The following is a 16,439-nucleotide window of genomic DNA, read 5'->3' as shown; positions in this document are numbered from 1 at the left end:
GTTCGCGGGCGACTATCTCGTGCGCCTCGTGCTCGCCACCCGCCGCCTGCATTTCCTGCGCACCCAACTCGCCGAGCTGCTGATCGTGCTGCTCCCGCCGGTCCGCCCACTGCGGCTGTTGCGGGGCGGGTTGCGTGGTCCCCACCACACTCCCCCGTCCCCGCCCCCCCGGGCCACGGCTGTCGGTGTTCGTCGGGGTCAGTTCGCTGCTGATCCTTTTCCTGTGCAGCCTGGCCATGTTCGACGCCGAACGCACCGCCACCGACAGCAATATCAAGACCTACGGCGACGCGCTGTGGTGGTCGGTGGTCTCGGTGACCACCGTGGGGTACGGCGACTACTATCCCGTCACCGCCGAAGGCCGGCTGGTCGCGTTGCTGCTGATGACGTTCGGGATCGGCCTGATCAGTTTCGCCATCGGCACCACCACGAGCTGGGTCATCGATCAGCTGAAAGCGGTTGAGGAGACCGCCGAACGCACGGATGCCGACGTCACCCAGCTGCTCGGTGAGGTGCGGGCGTTACGCGCCGAGGTCGCCGCGCTCGGTGGGCAGGCGGGCAGCGGTACCGGAGTCACGATGCCCGCGACTCCGGCGCCGGTGGTCAAGTAGTAGCCGAGGGCCGGAAAGACCGAACCCCGGAGGCTGGGCGGCCTTCCGGGGTTCAGCGGCTCGGGAACATTATCCGAAGCCTGCGCAGATTTGGGGGTGTACGTCCCTCACTGAAGTGGCCGCGCCGGCGACCCGGGGCCGAAATCGTCCATGGAGGGTTGTACGGGGGTGTTACTTACTGAGGCGCGTCGGCCGACAGGGTGGCCAGCAGCGGCAGCAGCGTCTCCGAGGATCCGGTGCCCGCCTCCTCTCCGGCCGTATTCGCGTTGGGTGCCTCGGACGAACCGGCCAGCAGCGGAAGAAGAACCGGCAGCAGGGCTGCGGAGCCCGTAACGGGATCGCTGCCCGGGCCTGTGCCCGGATCCGTTTCGGTGACCGGCGCCGCTTCGGTCAGCTGCACCGGTGCTGCAGCTGCCGTGCCCGCCGCACCGAGACCCGCCGCCGCGATGGAAGCAGCAGCGGCGAACGTGCGAAGACTATGTCTCACACCTTTTCCTTTCAGAGATGTCCCGAGTGGGACAGTTGTGGTTACGACCACATATGTCTACAAGAGTGGGAAATGTTACGACGGATTTTCGGTTTTTTCGTGAACAGGCCGCGAGTGGCCCGCGCATCATGGTCATCGGTTCCCCGGGCGGTCTGAGTACCTGAACCCGTGACGACGACAGCGCCGGTCGCTCGTGTACGGCGCCGTTCGGGGCCATCCGTGAGCTGGTGCGGGCCGAACTTCTGCCGTGGGAGCACCCCCGAACCGGTCCGACGTATCGACGGGAGCGCTGATGTCATCGAGGGTGCCGGGTCGGGATCGCGAATGCGAACAACTCGACGATGTGCTCGACGCCGTTCGTACCGGGCACAGCCGCGCCCTGGTGATCCGGGGCGAACCCGGGATAGGTAAGACCCGGCTACTCGACTACCTGGTCGAATGTGCCCACGGATTCCGGGTCGCCCGCATCACCGGGATCCAGTCGGAGATGGAGCTGGTGTACGCGGGCGTGCATCAGCTGTGCGCACCGATGGCCGGCGCACTCGAAGCGCTGCCCGGACAGCAGCGGGCGGCGGTCGCGGCGGCGCTGGGCCAGGGCGGGGAACCGGCTCCGGACGGTTTCCTGGTGGCGCTCGGTGTGCTCGGCCTGCTGTCGGAGGTCGCCCGGGAGCAGCCGTTGCTGTGTGTTGTCGACGATGCCCAGTGGCTCGACCGGGCCTCGATGCCGGCACTCGCGTTCACCGCCCGCCGCCTGGTGGCCGAATCGGTTGCCGTGGTTTTCGCGGTCCGGTCGCCGCCCGACGCCCTCGGCGCGGAGCCGGTGGAGCCTGTCGGGATACCCGAACTGCGGCTGGCGGGTTTGCGCGAGGCCGACGCCCGCGCATTACTACGGGCGACGATGCCCGGCCCATGGGACGAGAATGTGCTCAGCCGGGTCGTCGCCGAAACCCGGGGCAACCCGCTGGCGCTGCTGGAACTGCCGAAGACCTCGGGTCCGGTGGAACTGGCCGGCGGGTTCGGCCTGCCGGCCGCGCGGATGGTCGACGCCCGGCTCCGCGCCGCGTATCTGAGCCGGATCGGCGAGCTGCCCATCGAAACCCAGCAGTTCCTGCTGGCCGCGGCCGCGGACCCGACCGGCGAACCCGTGCTGCTCTGGCAGGCTGCCGACCGGCTGGGCATCCACCTCGGTGCGGCCGAACCGGCGGTCGCGGACGGGCTGCTGGAGATCGGCGAGCGGGTCGGCTTCGCCCATCCACTCGTCCGGTCCGTCGTCTACTGGGCCGCCGGACCCGACGCCCGCCGTGCCGCCCATCGTGCGCTGGCCGCGGCCACCGATCCGCATACCGACCCCGACCGCCGCGCCTGGCATGCCGCCCACGGCGCGACCGGTCCCGACGAAACCATCGCGGCGGAACTCGAGCGGTCGGCCCTGCGCGCCCGCGTGCGCGGCGGTCTCGCCGCGGCCGCCGCGTTCACCGCGCGGGCGGTGGACCTGACCCCCGACGCCGAATGCCGCCGCGACCGGGCGCTGGTCGCCGCCCGCGCGAATCATGAGGCAGGCAATCCCGATACCGCCCTGAAGTTGCTGTCCCTGGCCGAGGCCGGCCTGCGCGACGACCGGTTACGCGCCGAAGCCGAACTCGTACGCGCCCGGATCGCGTTCACCACCGACCGCGGTATCGCGGCCCCGGCTCTCCTGCTCGACGCCGCCCGCCGCCTCGCCCGCCACGATGCGGAAGCCGCCCGCGAAACCTATCTGGAGGTTATCGACGCCGCGCTCTTCGCCGGCCCCAAGGCCTATCGCCGCGGCCAGTACGAAGCCGCCCTCGCGGCCCGCGCCACTCCCGCCCCGCCCGACCCGCGCCCGGCCGATCTCCTGCTCGACGCACTGGCCACCCGGATCCTCGACGGGCACACCGCCGCCGTGCCCGCGCTGCGGTCCGCACTGGACGCCTTCCGCCGGGCGGGTCTCGCCCCGAACGAGGCCCTGCGCTGGCTGTGGCTCACCGCGGTGACGGCCGTCGGTCTCTGGGACGATGCGCTCCTCTCCGAGCTGAGCATCCGGAACCTGGACCTGGTCCGCGCCACCGGGCGCGCCTCGGCACTGCCCATCGCCCTGACCCTGCGCGGCATCGTCCATATTCTCGACGGCGAACTCACCGCGGCCGAATCACTTGCGGCGGAAGTCCATACGGTTTCCGAGGCGGTCGGCGCGGCGGCCCCTGTCTTTCCCGCACTGCTCGCCGCCGGCTGGCGCGGCCGCGAAACGGAATGCCTCGAGCTGAACCGGCGCGCCGAGGAAGGGGAGCAGCACCGCGGCGAAGGTATCGGCCCGGTGGTCGGCGGCTATGCGCGCGCCGTTCTCTACAACGGCCTGTCCCGGTTCGACGAGGCCGCCGCGGCCGCACGGGTGTCGAACGAGGAGTACGTGCAACTGGAGGTGGGCATCCCGGTCTGGTCGCTGGTCGAATACATCGAGGCCACCACCCGAACCGGCGACACCGACCGGGCCTTCGACGCCCTCGTCCGGCTCGCCGAGATCACCCGCTCCAGCGGATCCGACTGGGCCAGGGGAATCGAAGCCCGCTCCCACGCCCTGCTCAGCACCGGCCCCGACGCCGAAACCCGCTACCGCGCAGCTCTTTCCCATCTCGGCGGTACCGGCCTGCGCGGCGAGCTGGCCCGCGCCCACCTCCTCTACGGCGAATGGCTGAGTCACGAACACCGCGGCCCCGAGGCCCGCGAACACCTGCACACCGCGCACGAACTCTTCACCACCATGGGCATGGCGGCCTTCGCCGGCCGCTCCGCCCGCGCCCTCGCCACCACCGGCGCGAACATCCGTGAGCTGCCCGCCGAAACCGGCGCCGATCTCACCACCGAAGAGACACAGGTCGTCAAACTGGTCCACGAGGGCCTCACCGATCCGGAAATCGCGGCCCGCCTCTTCATCAGCCCACCCACCGTCGAATGGCATCTACGCAACCTCTGCACCAAACTCGGCCTCCGAACCCGCCACCAGCTCGAAACCTGGCGCCCCGCGCCATAGACCCTGTCCCCGGTGGTAGACGAATTCGTTGTGAAACAGCATTCGCATTGCTGCCATAAACCGCATGTATTAACACTTCGGCCGGTTTGCAGATCGGGTGTACGCCAATGCCGATATGGCGGTACGGTGTGGATGTCGATTCGGTCGGCCGCGCCGGTGAGGAAGGCGTCGCCCCGATCGGTGATCAGGCAATCGCCGCGGACTGTCTCGGCGGATAATTCATCGACGAGCTGCGCGCTCAGAAGAACAGTCGGCCACCGTTCGAATGATCCCCGAAGGAATACCTCATGCTGAGAATGGTTGCGATCACCGCGTCAACTATCGCCGCATTAGGGCTCGGCGCCGGTGCGGGAATTGCGTCGGCCTTCCCCAATGGCGAACACCTGGTGCCCTCGGAATTCCATCCCGGCACCTATAAAGCGGTACCGGATCCGGACGCCCAATATTCGACCACTGGCTACATCGAAATATGTTCTGACCACGAATGCGACATCGGGAACGGATTGATCGAAAATATGATCGTCGATGGCCCGACATACTTCGTCGTACCCGACGGCGCCCTGAAGGTGAAAACCACCGACGTCGACATATACCGAGCCGACTGAACTCGGCACCGCGGCGCTGACGCCGGCCACGGCCTTCCTGCTTTGCGCTCTTCCTGGGTGATCGCGGTCTCGGACAGGACGGACAATGATCGGCGAACCAGGGCATCGCGTCGTGTTGCTGCGCGGATCTGTTGCTCGGCCACTGGGCATGTGAACCGATCAGCTCACTGCGACGAATACCTTGTCGGAGAACATTGCCGGTTCAACGGCGAGAGTGCCTTGCGTCGCCGTTGCGGACGGCACCGTGAAGGCTATGTTGCCGGTGGTCGATGCTCCTTGGAACAGGGGACTGAGGGTATCGAGTGAATCGGGAACGACGGTGGCGCTGTCATACGAGTTCAGGGTGTTCCCGTCCACAGTCACGTAGCTGATCGTCGCATAAGGCGTCTCCCCCTGCGGGTCGGTGCCGATGTAGGTGACGGTGACATTGGCCAAGAGGTACTGCGACCCTGCGGGGGGAGCCTCGTTGTACGGGTTCTCCGCCGCGACAGCGTCGGTTGCATCGGGCGTGACGCTGTTGACGGTCACCTGCCAGTCACCGTCGGTGATCACGGACCCCAGTGGGTACGGATTTTCGCGTGTGCCTTGATCCGCTGATGTGTCCTGGCCTCCGTCGGAGTCCGCCTCTTCCTGAGCGGGGGCTCCCGGAGTGGCAACGGAAACGTCGCCGCTGCCGAAGGATTCATCGACCGCGTCGGAAACCACGGTGAGAAAGACCACGAAACCGACCACCGTCCCGACGACTGCGATGATGATGGCCGCGATACTGGTGCCCTTGGTTTTGCCGGACTGGCACACGCCCACGATGCCGAGAACGAATGCGATCGGCAGGAGGATCCATCCGACGATCAGGGCGCCGGGGATACAGGCGAAGAGGAAGCCGAGGACGGCCACGATGACTGCTATGAGCCCCAGTGTGTTCCGCTGCTTTTTCGGTTCCGCCGGTGGGCCCGGGTAGGGGCCGGCAGGCGATGTCGGCGGCATCGCTGGAGGTGGGTAAGGGGGAGTGGTCATGGTTGCGCACTTTCGGTTGTGCAGAGGTCCTGCGGTCGTTTCGGTCGGCATGATTCGTACTGTGCATTGACGTAATAGTCGGCAGAGTGACGCACGTTACAAACCGATAGGTTTGGAATTACAACAATTGGGTAATGTGCCGCAATTGGCGTGTTGATTACGCGATATTCGGTCGGTGACCTCGAGGCGTGTGATCTCGACGGTGCCGCCGCCGAGTGCCCATACGACGACGAGTGCGCCGACGCCGCCGTCATCTCGGCATGCCGGCCGCTCGCGTATGCGGCAGCCCGGGGGCGTCGGGTGTCATACAGCGGGTGGGTCGGTGCGCTGATCGGAGGCTGTATCGGGCTTCTCCTTGATCAGGTCCAGGATTGCCGTCAGCGTTTCGCGGTTCTCTTCCTCGAGGTGCTTTCGGTAGGTTTCATCGAACCGATCGAGCAGCGACTCGGTGAACGGATGCTGCGGGCCGAGTAGTACGTGCGATCGGGCGGCCGCTCGTTTGAACAGCTCACTCGCCTCGAGGTATCGGCCTTCCGCGTGGCGGTCGGCGGCAGCCGAGATCCAGGCATTCATTTGATGCAAGTGCTGACGGCCACGTTGATACACGGACAAAGTCAGGAAACTGCTGAACGCGACCGCCGCCGCCAACCAATTCCATGACCACGTTCCGTTGATCAGGTTCGCCACTGACGCGATCCCAACGGCTATGAGTGTGGAGTAACCGAAAAATACGGCAACCATCCTGTTCTTCGGTAACATCGCTGCCCTCCCCGAATTTCGCCGTTCCCCTCCAGGCCGGCACTGAACCGACCGAACGCCCGAAACCGTTCCAGCACAAGGGTAACGCGGCTGGTGAGGCGCGGTCCCCTGAATCGGGTTCCGGCACTATGCCCGGCGCCACTCGTCGATCGACGACCAGATCGCGCTATGGGGTGCGCCATGCTCGTCGAGGTCGCCCCTCTCCGCGACACGTTCGATCAGCGTCTCGATGCGAGTGAGGAGTTCATCGGAGCAGGACGTTCTCGGATGACAACGCAGGAAGGCCGTCAACAGGTCGCCCGGGTATAAGTCGCCTGACACGATGAACCTCCGATACGACGAACCTGTCCGCACCGGCTCGGTTCGATGCGATCTTGCCGGGCTTTTCCGCGAGCGGCCCAATGGGGTCACCGGCCTCGTCCGTCGGCCCGCTCGACCACTCCTGCCTGGTCGATTGCGGCGTAGGCTCGGGTGCGTAAGGGCTGCCCTATGCAACAGCGATGGTGGATGTGGATAGCCGCGTTCCTGACGACTCTGGGGATGTGCGCTGTACTCGCGTGCAGCAGCGGCACCCGGCCCGGAACCGCTCCTCCAGGCTCGGACACATCCTCCCAGGTAGGGGCGCCCGTGCTGGTCGCGAAGATAGACACCAGTCCGCAGGCCCGGCCACCGGTAGGGCTCGGAGCCGCCGATATGGTCTACGTCGAGCCGGTCGAGGGAGGTTTGAGCCGGTTGGCCGCCGTGTTCGCGGCCGACAAACCCCCGGTGATCGGGCCGGTCCGAAGCGCGCGGGAAACGGATCTGACGCTGTTGGACCAGTTCGGCGACCCGACGTTGGCCTCTTCTGGTGCCGCACCCGAGCTGGTCGCCGCGGTCGATCGCTCTTCGCTGCAGAACGCCTCGGCCGAGCGGCAGCCTGCGGCGTACTTCCGCGACTACAGTCGCGTCGCTCCGCACAATATGTTCGTCCACTCGGATCAGCTGCCCGAGGGCGGCGGCTGGCCGGCGGATTCGCAACTGCATTTCGGTCCTGCGCCTGCCGGTGGCCGGCCCACGCAGTATGAGGAAGCGCGGTATCCGGCCACGGTGATCGGTTTCGACTGGTCACCCGACCAGCACCAGTGGCTGGTGTCCATGGACGGTGTCGCCTACACCGCTGCCGATACCGGACAGCTCATGGCGAGTACGGTCGTGTTGCAGAGCGTACAGGTGTCCAACTCGGCTATCAGCGACGTCGCGGGCAGCGTCTCACCGCTGGTCCAGACGACCGGTAGCGGTCCGGCGCTCGTCCTGCGGGACGGTCAAGCGTTCCCGGCCTCGTGGTCCCGGCCCTCCCAACAGGCAGGCACAACCTATACGACCCCCACCGGAGCAGCCATCCCCTTCGCGCCGGGGCAGGTCTGGACTGTCCTGGTTCCAGCGCAGCTCTGGTAACGGGAACCGCACTTTCATCACCCGAGCGCCCACCGCCGAGTCCAGGAATTCGCGTTCCCTCGGGGCCAGGGAGGCCCTATCGAAACTCATCGGTGCCATCCTGAGGTGTGCAGTGTCAGCGAGCCGGTCCGTCTCATTAGGGCCGGTCATGATCGGGGCCGGGCGATGTCTTCGACGAGGTCATCGATCGCCGATACCGCCGCCGACGCTTTCCTTCGTTTCGCGAACCGGGACAGTTCCCGTCGCCGGATCGGTAGGTCCAGGTTCAGCAGTCGGTGCGCACGAAGATCCGGCGCGTTTCACCACCGCCGTTGTGGATGACGACGTATCGGCGTGGATCGCGGTATTCGTCGACCGAGTGTTCGTTTCCTGTATCGACCGACAGGACGTCGGCCATTCCGCTGTCGTGCCAGTAGGACTGCCACGACGGAGGAACTCCGGGTTCGAACCGGCCGAACCCGGACAGCCGCGTGAATTCACCGACCGCGTCGGCGGGAATATCGACGACGGCTGCCGAGGTTGCTTCGCGAAAGGCACTGTCGGTCCACGACCACAGGGCATCCATCTCCTCAGGGAAGACGATGCCGGCGCATTCAACCAGGTCGCGAGCCTCTTTCTCATCGGTCGAGCACCCTGCGACGGTCGATACAACGATGCATGCCGCCACAAGAACGGTTGATCGGCGAAGGTCCCGGTGCCTCAAAGCTTTCCGATCCATCGCTCGAGTCGCGGGGCCTCGCCGTGGACGCGGAAACTTCGGGCCCATCCGAATTCTTCGAGTTCCCGCATCTCGTTGTTGATATTCGTTCCGATATTCAATCTGAACGTGTCCTGCTTCTTGTGGTCGAAGTTGTAGAACTCATAGATGTAGATACGGTAGATGATCTCTGCGCGAAGCCCGTCGCCTTCTGAATACACTGTGGTGTCGCTACCGACAGCAACATCGTAATGTCCCAACGCGTAGCCGATATCGCCCTCTTCGGGCTCTGCCCCCAGCCATGGCGAGGTCAGCTCTCGTGTGACGCCGGTCTGGGGGTCGCGCCGCGCCTGGTCCTTGACTGTTTCCAGGCACTTGGCGACCTGTTCTCTCGCGCCGCTCGTTGCGATGACCCGTTCGACGTTGGACGTACTGATCTCGTAGACGAAGTCCGGCCCGTTGTTGTCGAGGTAGGCGGAGAAGATATCCGCCGCGAAGTCGAATCCTTTGGCCTTGAAAAAGCCCATGGCCAGAGCGGCGTCATTGCTGTACCGGGCGGCCTGCACCTTGTCGATGACACCGGTCCTCGAACCGTGGACCGCTCGGTCCGCAGGGAGAGCGGGATCAGCCGGCCGATGCAATGGAATCCTCCCACCAGGTGTTTCCGCCGAACCCGTAGCGGTGTGTGCCCAGATCGACGGTCACCTTGTCGGGGATGTCGAAATCGGTGGAATTGTAGGTGGGTGCGGCTTGCCCGGGACGGTAGTTCAAAGCCCGGGTGATGTGGTCGATGAGCGTGGTCACGGCATTCTTTCCGGATTCTGCTGTGCGTTTCAGGTCGTCGACCGCCGCGATGACCTCGGAGCGTGTGGATTCGTCGATCGGCTTGTCGACCAGGCCTGCCCACGAGGCCAAGGGCAGGGTCAGGTTGTGGAAGGTCATGGGTGTGACGACCGCGGCTGCCAGGCTGAGAGCCAGGTTGTACACCCGGCGTTCGAGAGCGCGTCCGGCGTTCTCGACGATCTTCGCGACGATGTCGAGGTCGAGACTGCGAGTGTCCACCGCCTGTGCGAACTGGGTCGTTGTGTGGGCGAAAGCGCGGGCGGCGTCCCCTGTCCAGAACTGCTGTAGCCAGGAGGTGCCGTTGATGAGGTTCTGTGCAGTGACATAGTCGTTGATACCCAGAGAGCGGATGCGTATGCCGATGCCCTGCAGTGCTTCCCAGTCGCCGATCAGGGGCGTGAGGTAGTCCGCCGCCGGCTTCATCCCGATAACACTGCCGAGCACGTCGTCGTATGGGCCGATGGTTTCCACCACACTGGTGAGGGTTCGGGCGATGACGTAGGGGGGTTCGTTCTCGATGGTGGCGACCGACAAAGCCAACCCCGTGAATCGGGTGACCCCACCGTCGGAGCCCTCGACCGTGGTGCCGGTGCTTCCTGCCAGTTGCTGACCGGTGCGGGCGAGGGTCTGCCCGGTGGATCCGTCGGTGGCCTGGTATCGGGTGGCGTTGTCGGCCAAGGCGGTGGCGTAGGCGTCGAGCGTGGTCCGATCCTGCCCGCACAGCCCGCCGAACGCAGTCCGGAAGTCCGTGAGGACGGGCGTCACGGTGGCCAGCAGTCCCGAGCTGCCGGCGGGCAGGGTGAGTCCGTCGAGCGTGCGAGTACTGTTGGTCGAGAACGTGGTTCCGATATCCCCGATGTCGAGACGGAAACCCGCGAGGGCGGACAGATCGACCGCCAGCTCAGACACGTAGGGCCGCCCGCGCGGATCGACCTTTCGGTCGCTGGTCTCCGATCATGTGCGACACACCGGAACAATGGGTCTCCGCGATGGTCATACTCCCCCTCCATGCGCACCGTGGCACAGTTACGCGGTGATTATATCCGCTCCCGGCTCTCGACTTCGAGGAACTGCTGAGCAGAGAAGATTCGGACGAACGGTTCCCGAGAGTACGAGCCACCGAAACCGATCTGCGTGGGGCACGCGGTGCTCGGCAGTACCGACTTGGAGACCGCCACGAAGTTCTTCACCGAAGGACAAAGAGGTATCTCGAGGATCCGGCAGGAAACTTCTCCGAGTACTACTCCGATATGGACACCATCCCCGAGGATGAGCTCTGGACTCCAGAAGCTCTGGAAGGGGTCCGTGGGCTGTACGTGTGGGGCCGCCTCCGCCCCCGTCGCTTCTCGAACCCGAGGACCTTGCAGCTCCCATCACCGGCTCGCACAGTACGAAGGGCTGAGAGCGAGGACAGACGCCGACAAGCGTGCTCGTAGCCGGCCGCAATGTCCGCTCGCGGCGACCGGTGTCGGCATCTCGGCCGGGCATCGAGCCAGTTTCCGTGCCCGACGAGGGTTGTCACGAGTACCGGATGCGGGCCTTCCGGGGTTGACGTGCTCGACCCCGCTGCCGGTTGAAACAAGGCGCTCGCCATCTCGGTGCCCGTGCTCGTCGCGTTGGTGACTCGGTGAGCCGAGGTAGGAGCCGCCGACCGGCCGCGGCCGTTCATGCATCTCCGGCGCTTCGTGCCGGAAATAAGCGAAGGGTGCTCTGAACTCGAATCATTCGGTTTGCTGAGGGCCGAATAGTGCCCTGCACTTGACTGCGCCGCAGCGGCATAGTTTCCGATGAAAGTGCTTGTATGGCCGAACCACGAGCCCGGAAAGGTCACCGCGCACCCGGACTTCGGGCCTGGACTATCGAGGAAGTGAATGTCGGATGGGATATAGAACGGTGTTCGGATTCGGGATCATCGCCTCCGGATTCGTCGGTGCCCTAGGGCTTTCCGCGCCGGTGGCCACGGCGGAACTGCCGCCCGGCATCACGTGCGTGCAGACCCACTGCAGGAACGACACCGACGACAACTATGTGGTGCGCGGAACCGTGACCTGCCACGAACCCCACACAGTCGATCCGACTCGGCCGGTCGAGTTCATGGTCACAGTGCACAACAATGGCCGCCCGTCCCCCTCGTGGTGCAACACGGAAAGGCAGGGAGCCAACGGCCATCACTACTCGGTACCGAGTAACAATTACACGCTGTACGCCGACGGCGCCGTGGTCCACAACGCACCCTTGGTGCAGTCGGGCTCAGGCGGCTGGTAGTTGTCCGAGAGGCGAGTCAGCCCGTCGTTGTGGTGGGGTGACCGGCAACGGCCTGGCACCGCCGTCAGGGCAGGTGGACGCGCGCGCCGGGCGACTGTCGGGCAAGACCGTCGTGCTCGCACCTCGACAGCGGCGGGCCGACGGTTCGACCCTGCCTTCCGGCACGGGCACCGGCGTCGATCTTCGTAGTGGGATCAGAGTGCCGGCCAGCCGCTCCAGAATGCATCATCGCGCCGAGGAACGAGGCGAGAAAAACCTCAGCGATCGCCGCATGTCGATGAAGCTGCGCTGAGGACTTCGGGTACCGCATCGTGTCGCCCGCCGCCGCGAGGACAGGGGCTGGCAGAGATTCGGCACCTGGGTGCCAGCCCCCAGGTGCCGAAGACCCCGCAGCGGTGGATCAGCTCGCGCTGCCTTCGTTGGGTGGCGTCATGTTCGCGTACTCCTCGATCCGGTCGATGAGGCCGTCCTTGAAACCGAAGTACATCGCCACCGGCAGCTCGGTGCCGGACCCGTCGGGCATGTTGATGTGCAGCACGTGCTGCTGGAGCACCTCGTCGGGCTTCTGGAACTGACGGGTGATCTCGTACCGCAACGCAATGACGCCCCCGCCGCTCGACATCTGCTCGAGCTGCTCGAGGTTCTCCTCGATCGTCTGTTCGCCCTTGCCGTCGTTGTGCCAGACGGTGGCAGTGTCCGCGCACATCGCACGCATGCTCGCGAAGTCGAACTTCTCCAGATGCCGCAGGTACTGGACCGCCTTCTCCGTCAGCTCGGGTTCCATGGTTTCGTTCTGTCCTTTCTTGTCGGGCTGTGTCACCGTGCTCCTTTTCCTCTCGTCGAATACGGGCGCACGTTCTCCGGCGTCGACGACGACCGGAAGATGGTTCGCTTCAGGCGGGATCGGGCAGGGAAACGCCGTGGAGAACACGTGGTGCGGCAGGATCACCTGGTTGAAGTCGACCCGGAGGGCGCTGGCCTCGTCCGGGGGAAGGATCAGCCACCGACCGATCTCGGGGGTGTCGGTGCCACTGCTGGGATCGGTGAATACCGCCAGCCGCAGGCCGGGGACGGATTCCAGCACCAACAGGGTGTGCTCCTGGCCGCCGATCTCGACGACCAGGTCGCCCGGGGCGGAGACGGTCTCCTTGCTCTGCGGGCTGGTCAGTCGCCCTATCTCGACGGTACGGCCGGGCACCGCCCGGTACTCGGCGTCGACGACCCAACTCGGGTCGTAGGGATAGCTCGCGATCTCGCGCAGCCTCGTGAGGACCGGTGCGGAAGGGTCCCAGACAACTATGCCGTAGGTTCCGCCCCGTCCCTGGACGAAACATATCCGCCCGTCAGCAAGCTGCACCTGGCTGCCGGACTCCACTTCCACTGCACCGGTCACCGGCCGCCCGCCGATGGACACCCCGTCCGCGGCGGTGACGGTGAGCGACAAGACCCCCGATGCACTCACTTCCCAGCGACCCGGCAGACCCGGCACCCCCGGTTCGGGGTGCGAAACCATGGCGAGCTGGACAGTGCCCGCCTTGCCGCCCGGACCGGCGACCTCCTCCCAACGGTTCTTCCGCCAGGTTGCGTACCCCACTGGCACACCCGGGTGGCCAGAGTCCTCAGTGGACATAGATCCTCCTGTTCCTGTTGACGCCCGAACGAGCGCCGTCAGGTGCCACCTTGCGAGGGCGCAACAGGATCTTGCAAAGAGTGTTGCTACTCCGGCAAACTCGCGGCCATGAGCGATGAGAAAGGCGGGGTCCTGGACGCCGTTGGGCCCCGGCTGCGCAACCTCCGCCATGAACGTGGGACGACACTGGTCGAGCTGTCGGCCGCTACCGGCATCTCCGTCAGCACGCTGTCCCGGCTGGAGACCGGCTCACGGCGGCCGACCCTGGAACAATTGCTACCACTGGCGAGAGCCCACGGCGTCACGCTGGACGAGCTGGTCGACGCCCCCGCCACCGGTAATCCGCGTATTCACCTCCGCCCCATCAGCTGCAAAGGGGGCATGACGGTCCTGCCGTTGACCCGGCGCCCCGGCGGCATCCAGGCCTACAAGTTCATCATTCCCGGAGGCCGCTCCACGGATCAGCCCGCCCCCAAGACCCACGAGGGGTACGAATGGGCCTACGTCCTCAACGGACAGCTGCGGCTCGTGCTCGGTGACCACGACCTGGTCCTCTCGCCCGGTGAAGCGGCCGAGTTCGACACCCGCACACCACACTGGTTCGGCGCCGCGACCAGCCAGCCTGTGGAGTACCTCTGCCTCATCGGACGGCAGGGCGAGCGCGCACACATCCGCGCCCGCAGCACCCTCAGGCAATGAACGCCCATGAGGCCCCACGCAGTGAACTCACTCTCGTCGTGATCACCGAACTCCAGAGCCGGATTGACGTCGTCGTAGAACGAGTACTCGCGACCGAACCAGTCCTCGTCGTACCGCCGTGCCCCGCAGACTCGATGGCGTAAGCGCCGAGAAACAGATGAAATCATCGGTTATGTCGGCGTTCTCCGGTGACATCGCGGTCTCGATGTCCGGAAACAGTTCGACGACCACCGCATCCACTGCCTTCAGCTCCGGAGCATCCTTCGGCCATGGCTCGGCCGACAGCTGCTTCAGCCCCGCGCGCTCGAGGAACTTCTGCACCTGTGCGGCCTGGCGGTCGGGATCGGCCCACTTACCCTACGCGGTCTGCTCCACGGGCACTCCGAGGTCCATGCCGAGCTGCTGGTTGTCGGTTTCCGCTGACGCCTCCCGATCACGGTCGATTTCCCGGTCGTGAGCAAATCACACCAGCCATTCTGGGGCCTCGGCAGACATCATGCGGGAGCGAACTTCTTCTGGTATCTCAAGGATCCGGCAGGAAACTTCTCCGAGTACTACTCCGATATGGACACCATCCCCGAAGACGAGCTCTGGACTCCAGAAGTTCTGGAAGGAGTCCGTGGGCTGTACGCGTGGGGCCCGCCTCCGCCCCCGTCGTTTCTCGAACCCGAGGACCTTGCAGCTCTCATGACCAGCGCGCACAGTACCAAGGGCTGAGACCGAGGACAGGCGTCGACGAGCGTGCTCGTAGCCGGCCGCAATGTCGGCTCGCGGCGACCGGTGTCGGCATCTCGGCCGGGCCGCAGTTGATCGAGTCGCGCCGCGCCTGGTCCTTGAATATAGCCTTACACAAGGAGAATGACGACTCTGGTCGCAATGAACCGCATGGTGGCGAAGGAACGGATATGCCTCGTACGACACAACTGCGGACCTACACGATCCGGGATGGGCTGCTCGACGAGTGGGGTCTGTCCAGTTTCAGGTGTAAGTCCGTCTCCTTCCTCGGGTGATTCGGTTACGTGCGGGCGGCGGACAGGCGTCCGTCGAAGGTGATCTCGAACGCGTTCAGGGCGGCTTTCCAGCGGTTGGACCAGCGTTGCCGGGCGGTGCCGGTAGGGTCCAGGCTCATGATCGCCATGTAGACGCATTTCAGCGCCGCGGCCTCGGTCGGGAAGTGCCCGCGGGCTTTGACCGCGCGGCGGATGCGGGCGTTGACCGACTCGATAGCGTTGGTGGTGTAGATGACCTGTCTGATCGCTTGGTCGAACTGCAGGAACGGCACGAATTCGGCCCATGCGTTGGTCCATAACCGCACGATCGCGGGATATCGTTTCTCCCATTTGTCGCTGAACTCGGCGAAGCGATCCAGCGCCGCGGACTCCGACGGCGCGGTGTAGACCGGTTTGAGGTCTTTGGCCAGCTCGGGCCAGTCCTTGCGGCTGGCGTAGGAGAACGAATTGCGCAGAAGGTGCACGACGCAGCCCTGGACCAGCGCCTGCGGCCATACCTGGGCGATGGCGTCGGGAAGGCCTTTGAGCCCGTCGCAGACGACGATGCAGACGTCGGCCATGCCACGGTTCTTCAGCTCCGCCAGCACACGCAGCCAGTATTTGGCTCCTTCACCGTCGCCGTGCTCGCCGGCCCACAACCCCAGGATGTCGCGGGTGCCGTCCACGGTCACGCCCATCGCCACATAGATCGGGCGGTTCGCGACGTTGCCGTCTCTGATCTTCACGTTCACGCAGTCCAGGAACAGCACGGGATACACCGGGTCCAGGGGCCGGCTCTGCCAGTCGGCCATGGCGTCCATAACCCGGTCGGTGATGGTGGAAATGGTTTGTTTCGATACCTCGGCGCCGTAGACCTCACGCAGGTGCGCCGAGATCTCCCCGGTCGTGAGTCCCTTGGCCGACAGCGAGATCACGATGTTCTCCACACCGCCGAGCCTGCGCTGACGCTTCTTCACCATCTGCGGTTCGAAGCTGGCGTCGCGGTCCCGGGGCACCGCGATCTCCACCGGCCCGGCCTCGGTTTCGACGGTCTTGGTCCGCTTTCCGTTGCGCGAGTTCCCGCCGTCCCGGCCGGCGGGATCGTGTTTGCTATAGCCGAGGTGGTCGTCCATCTCGCCGTCGAGGGCGGATTCCACCACCAGCTTCGTCATCCGGGCCAGCAGCCCGCCCTCACCGACCAGCTGCAGCCCGTCACGGCGGGCTTCGGCTGCCCACCGCCGGATCTGCTCGTCCATCGACGCGGCAGCCGACCCGGCTGCATCGTCTTCCGACTTCTCTTCAGTCACAACAGCATCCATCGTTCCCAGGACTTACACCGGAGAACTTACAGACCCTC

16 protein-coding genes and 2 pseudogenes are annotated in these 16,439 nt (G+C 65.5%); 9 read left to right on the top strand and 9 right to left on the bottom strand.

Translation table 11 applies throughout. The features are described from left to right. Positions 1-185: 185 nt before the first annotated feature. Positions 186-611 carry a potassium channel family protein gene (locus QH276_RS11900; RefSeq protein WP_280406729.1) on the top strand — a complete coding sequence of 142 codons (426 nt, stop codon included), beginning with the start codon at positions 186-188 and terminating at the stop codon, positions 609-611. Between the two features lie 175 nt (positions 612-786). On the opposite strand, the gene QH276_RS11895 is transcribed toward QH276_RS11900, so the two are convergent. After that, positions 787-1,098, bottom strand: coding sequence for a hypothetical protein (locus QH276_RS11895; protein WP_280399426.1), 312 nt, complete (start codon positions 1,096-1,098; stop codon positions 787-789). Between the two features lie 292 nt (positions 1,099-1,390). Here QH276_RS11895 and QH276_RS11890 point away from each other — a divergent pair, with 292 nt between their 5' ends. Together QH276_RS11890 and QH276_RS11885 are read left to right on the top strand one after the other, a co-directional pair. Then, entirely contained in the window at positions 1,391-4,147 is a 2,757-nt protein-coding gene (locus QH276_RS11890) for a LuxR family transcriptional regulator (RefSeq protein WP_280399425.1), read from the top strand. 287 nt (positions 4,148-4,434) lie between these two features. After that, entirely contained in the window at positions 4,435-4,752 is a 318-nt protein-coding gene (locus QH276_RS11885; protein WP_280399424.1) for a hypothetical protein, read from the top strand. A 159-nt stretch (positions 4,753-4,911) separates the two neighbouring features. Here the strand turns inward: QH276_RS11885 and QH276_RS11880 are convergent, their stop codons facing one another. Continuing rightward, positions 4,912-5,646 carry a DUF4352 domain-containing protein gene (locus QH276_RS11880; RefSeq protein ID WP_280399423.1) on the bottom strand — a complete coding sequence of 245 codons (735 nt, stop codon included), beginning with the start codon at positions 5,644-5,646 and terminating at the stop codon, positions 4,912-4,914. A 423-nt stretch (positions 5,647-6,069) separates the two neighbouring features. Next, on the bottom strand, positions 6,070-6,453 hold the full coding sequence (locus QH276_RS11875; protein ID WP_280399422.1) for a hypothetical protein: 384 nt from the start codon (positions 6,451-6,453) through the stop codon (positions 6,070-6,072). Between the two features lie 561 nt (positions 6,454-7,014). Between QH276_RS11875 and QH276_RS11870 the strand changes: the two genes are divergently transcribed. Then, positions 7,015-7,959 (top strand): DUF3048 domain-containing protein, encoded by a 945-nt coding sequence (locus tag QH276_RS11870; RefSeq protein ID WP_348536635.1) that lies wholly within the window; start codon positions 7,015-7,017, stop codon positions 7,957-7,959. Between the two features lie 265 nt (positions 7,960-8,224). Here the strand turns inward: QH276_RS11870 and QH276_RS11865 are convergent, their stop codons facing one another. From QH276_RS11865 to QH276_RS11855, 3 genes are read right to left on the bottom strand one after another with little or no spacing between them, the layout of a single operon-like run. Next, positions 8,225-8,677: a hypothetical protein gene (locus tag QH276_RS11865; RefSeq protein WP_280399421.1), complete on the bottom strand. Its 453-nt coding sequence runs from the start codon at positions 8,675-8,677 to the stop codon at positions 8,225-8,227. Further along, positions 8,659-9,222: a hypothetical protein gene (locus QH276_RS11860; RefSeq protein WP_280399420.1), complete on the bottom strand. Its 564-nt coding sequence runs from the start codon at positions 9,220-9,222 to the stop codon at positions 8,659-8,661. The genes QH276_RS11865 and QH276_RS11860 overlap by 19 nt, the downstream gene beginning before the upstream one ends. A gap of 58 nt (positions 9,223-9,280) precedes the next feature. Further along, on the bottom strand, positions 9,281-10,408 hold the full coding sequence (locus tag QH276_RS11855) for a hypothetical protein (protein WP_280399419.1): 1,128 nt from the start codon (positions 10,406-10,408) through the stop codon (positions 9,281-9,283). 296 nt (positions 10,409-10,704) lie between these two features. Here QH276_RS11855 and QH276_RS11850 point away from each other — a divergent pair. From QH276_RS11850 to QH276_RS11840, 3 genes and pseudogenes are all read left to right on the top strand, one after another. Beyond that, positions 10,705-10,901: pseudogene (locus QH276_RS11850) on the top strand (VOC family protein); the annotation flags it as partial. A 476-nt stretch (positions 10,902-11,377) separates the two neighbouring features. Then, complete coding sequence (locus QH276_RS11845) at positions 11,378-11,764, top strand: hypothetical protein (RefSeq protein WP_280399418.1); 387 nt, start codon at positions 11,378-11,380, stop codon at positions 11,762-11,764. Positions 11,765-11,801: 37 nt separating this feature from the next. Then, positions 11,802-12,056, top strand: coding sequence for a hypothetical protein (locus QH276_RS11840; protein ID WP_280399417.1), 255 nt, complete (start codon positions 11,802-11,804; stop codon positions 12,054-12,056). A 108-nt stretch (positions 12,057-12,164) separates the two neighbouring features. On the opposite strand, the gene QH276_RS11835 is transcribed toward QH276_RS11840, so the two are convergent. Then, positions 12,165-13,208 carry a DUF1684 domain-containing protein gene (locus QH276_RS11835; protein ID WP_280399416.1) on the bottom strand — a complete coding sequence of 348 codons (1,044 nt, stop codon included), beginning with the start codon at positions 13,206-13,208 and terminating at the stop codon, positions 12,165-12,167. Between the two features lie 294 nt (positions 13,209-13,502). Between QH276_RS11835 and QH276_RS11830 the strand changes: the two genes are divergently transcribed. Further along, positions 13,503-14,093 (top strand): helix-turn-helix domain-containing protein, encoded by a 591-nt coding sequence (locus QH276_RS11830; RefSeq protein ID WP_280399415.1) that lies wholly within the window; start codon positions 13,503-13,505, stop codon positions 14,091-14,093. Positions 14,094-14,135: 42 nt separating this feature from the next. On the opposite strand, the gene QH276_RS11825 is transcribed toward QH276_RS11830, so the two are convergent. Continuing rightward, entirely contained in the window at positions 14,136-14,414 is a 279-nt protein-coding gene (locus QH276_RS11825) for a hypothetical protein (RefSeq protein ID WP_280399414.1), read from the bottom strand. A gap of 156 nt (positions 14,415-14,570) precedes the next feature. Here QH276_RS11825 and QH276_RS11820 point away from each other — a divergent pair. Continuing rightward, positions 14,571-14,810 (top strand): annotated as a pseudogene (locus QH276_RS11820) (VOC family protein); the annotation flags it as partial. Positions 14,811-15,108: 298 nt separating this feature from the next. On the opposite strand, the gene QH276_RS11815 reads toward QH276_RS11820, so the two are convergent. Next, positions 15,109-16,338: an IS256 family transposase gene (locus QH276_RS11815; protein ID WP_228801771.1), complete on the bottom strand. Its 1,230-nt coding sequence runs from the start codon at positions 16,336-16,338 to the stop codon at positions 15,109-15,111. Between the last annotated feature and the right edge of the window lie 101 nt (positions 16,339-16,439).

The organism is Nocardia carnea, assembly GCF_029869215.1.
Lineage (GTDB): Bacteria > Actinomycetota > Actinomycetes > Mycobacteriales > Mycobacteriaceae > Nocardia > Nocardia carnea_B.
The sequence above is the reverse complement of the archived record's forward strand: the minus strand, read 5'-3'. Positions and strand labels throughout refer to the sequence as shown.

Bases quoted from the DNA above. Each gene is read 5' to 3' on its own strand.
- QH276_RS11890 (WP_280399425.1), top strand. From the start codon at position 1,391: ATGTCATCGAGGGTGCCGGGTCGGGATCGCGAATGCGAACAACTCGAC.
- QH276_RS11885 (WP_280399424.1), top strand. From the start codon at position 4,435: ATGCTGAGAATGGTTGCGATCACCGCGTCAACTATCGCCGCATTAGGG.
- QH276_RS11870 (WP_348536635.1), top strand. From the start codon at position 7,015: ATGCAACAGCGATGGTGGATGTGGATAGCCGCGTTCCTGACGACTCTG.
- QH276_RS11865 (WP_280399421.1), bottom strand. From the start codon at position 8,677: ATGGATCGGAAAGCTTTGAGGCACCGGGACCTTCGCCGATCAACCGTT.
- QH276_RS11845 (WP_280399418.1), top strand. From the start codon at position 11,378: ATGGGATATAGAACGGTGTTCGGATTCGGGATCATCGCCTCCGGATTC.
- QH276_RS11830 (WP_280399415.1), top strand. From the start codon at position 13,503: ATGAGCGATGAGAAAGGCGGGGTCCTGGACGCCGTTGGGCCCCGGCTG.
- QH276_RS11815 (WP_228801771.1), bottom strand. From the start codon at position 16,338: ATGGACGAGCAGATCCGGCGGTGGGCAGCCGAAGCCCGCCGTGACGGG.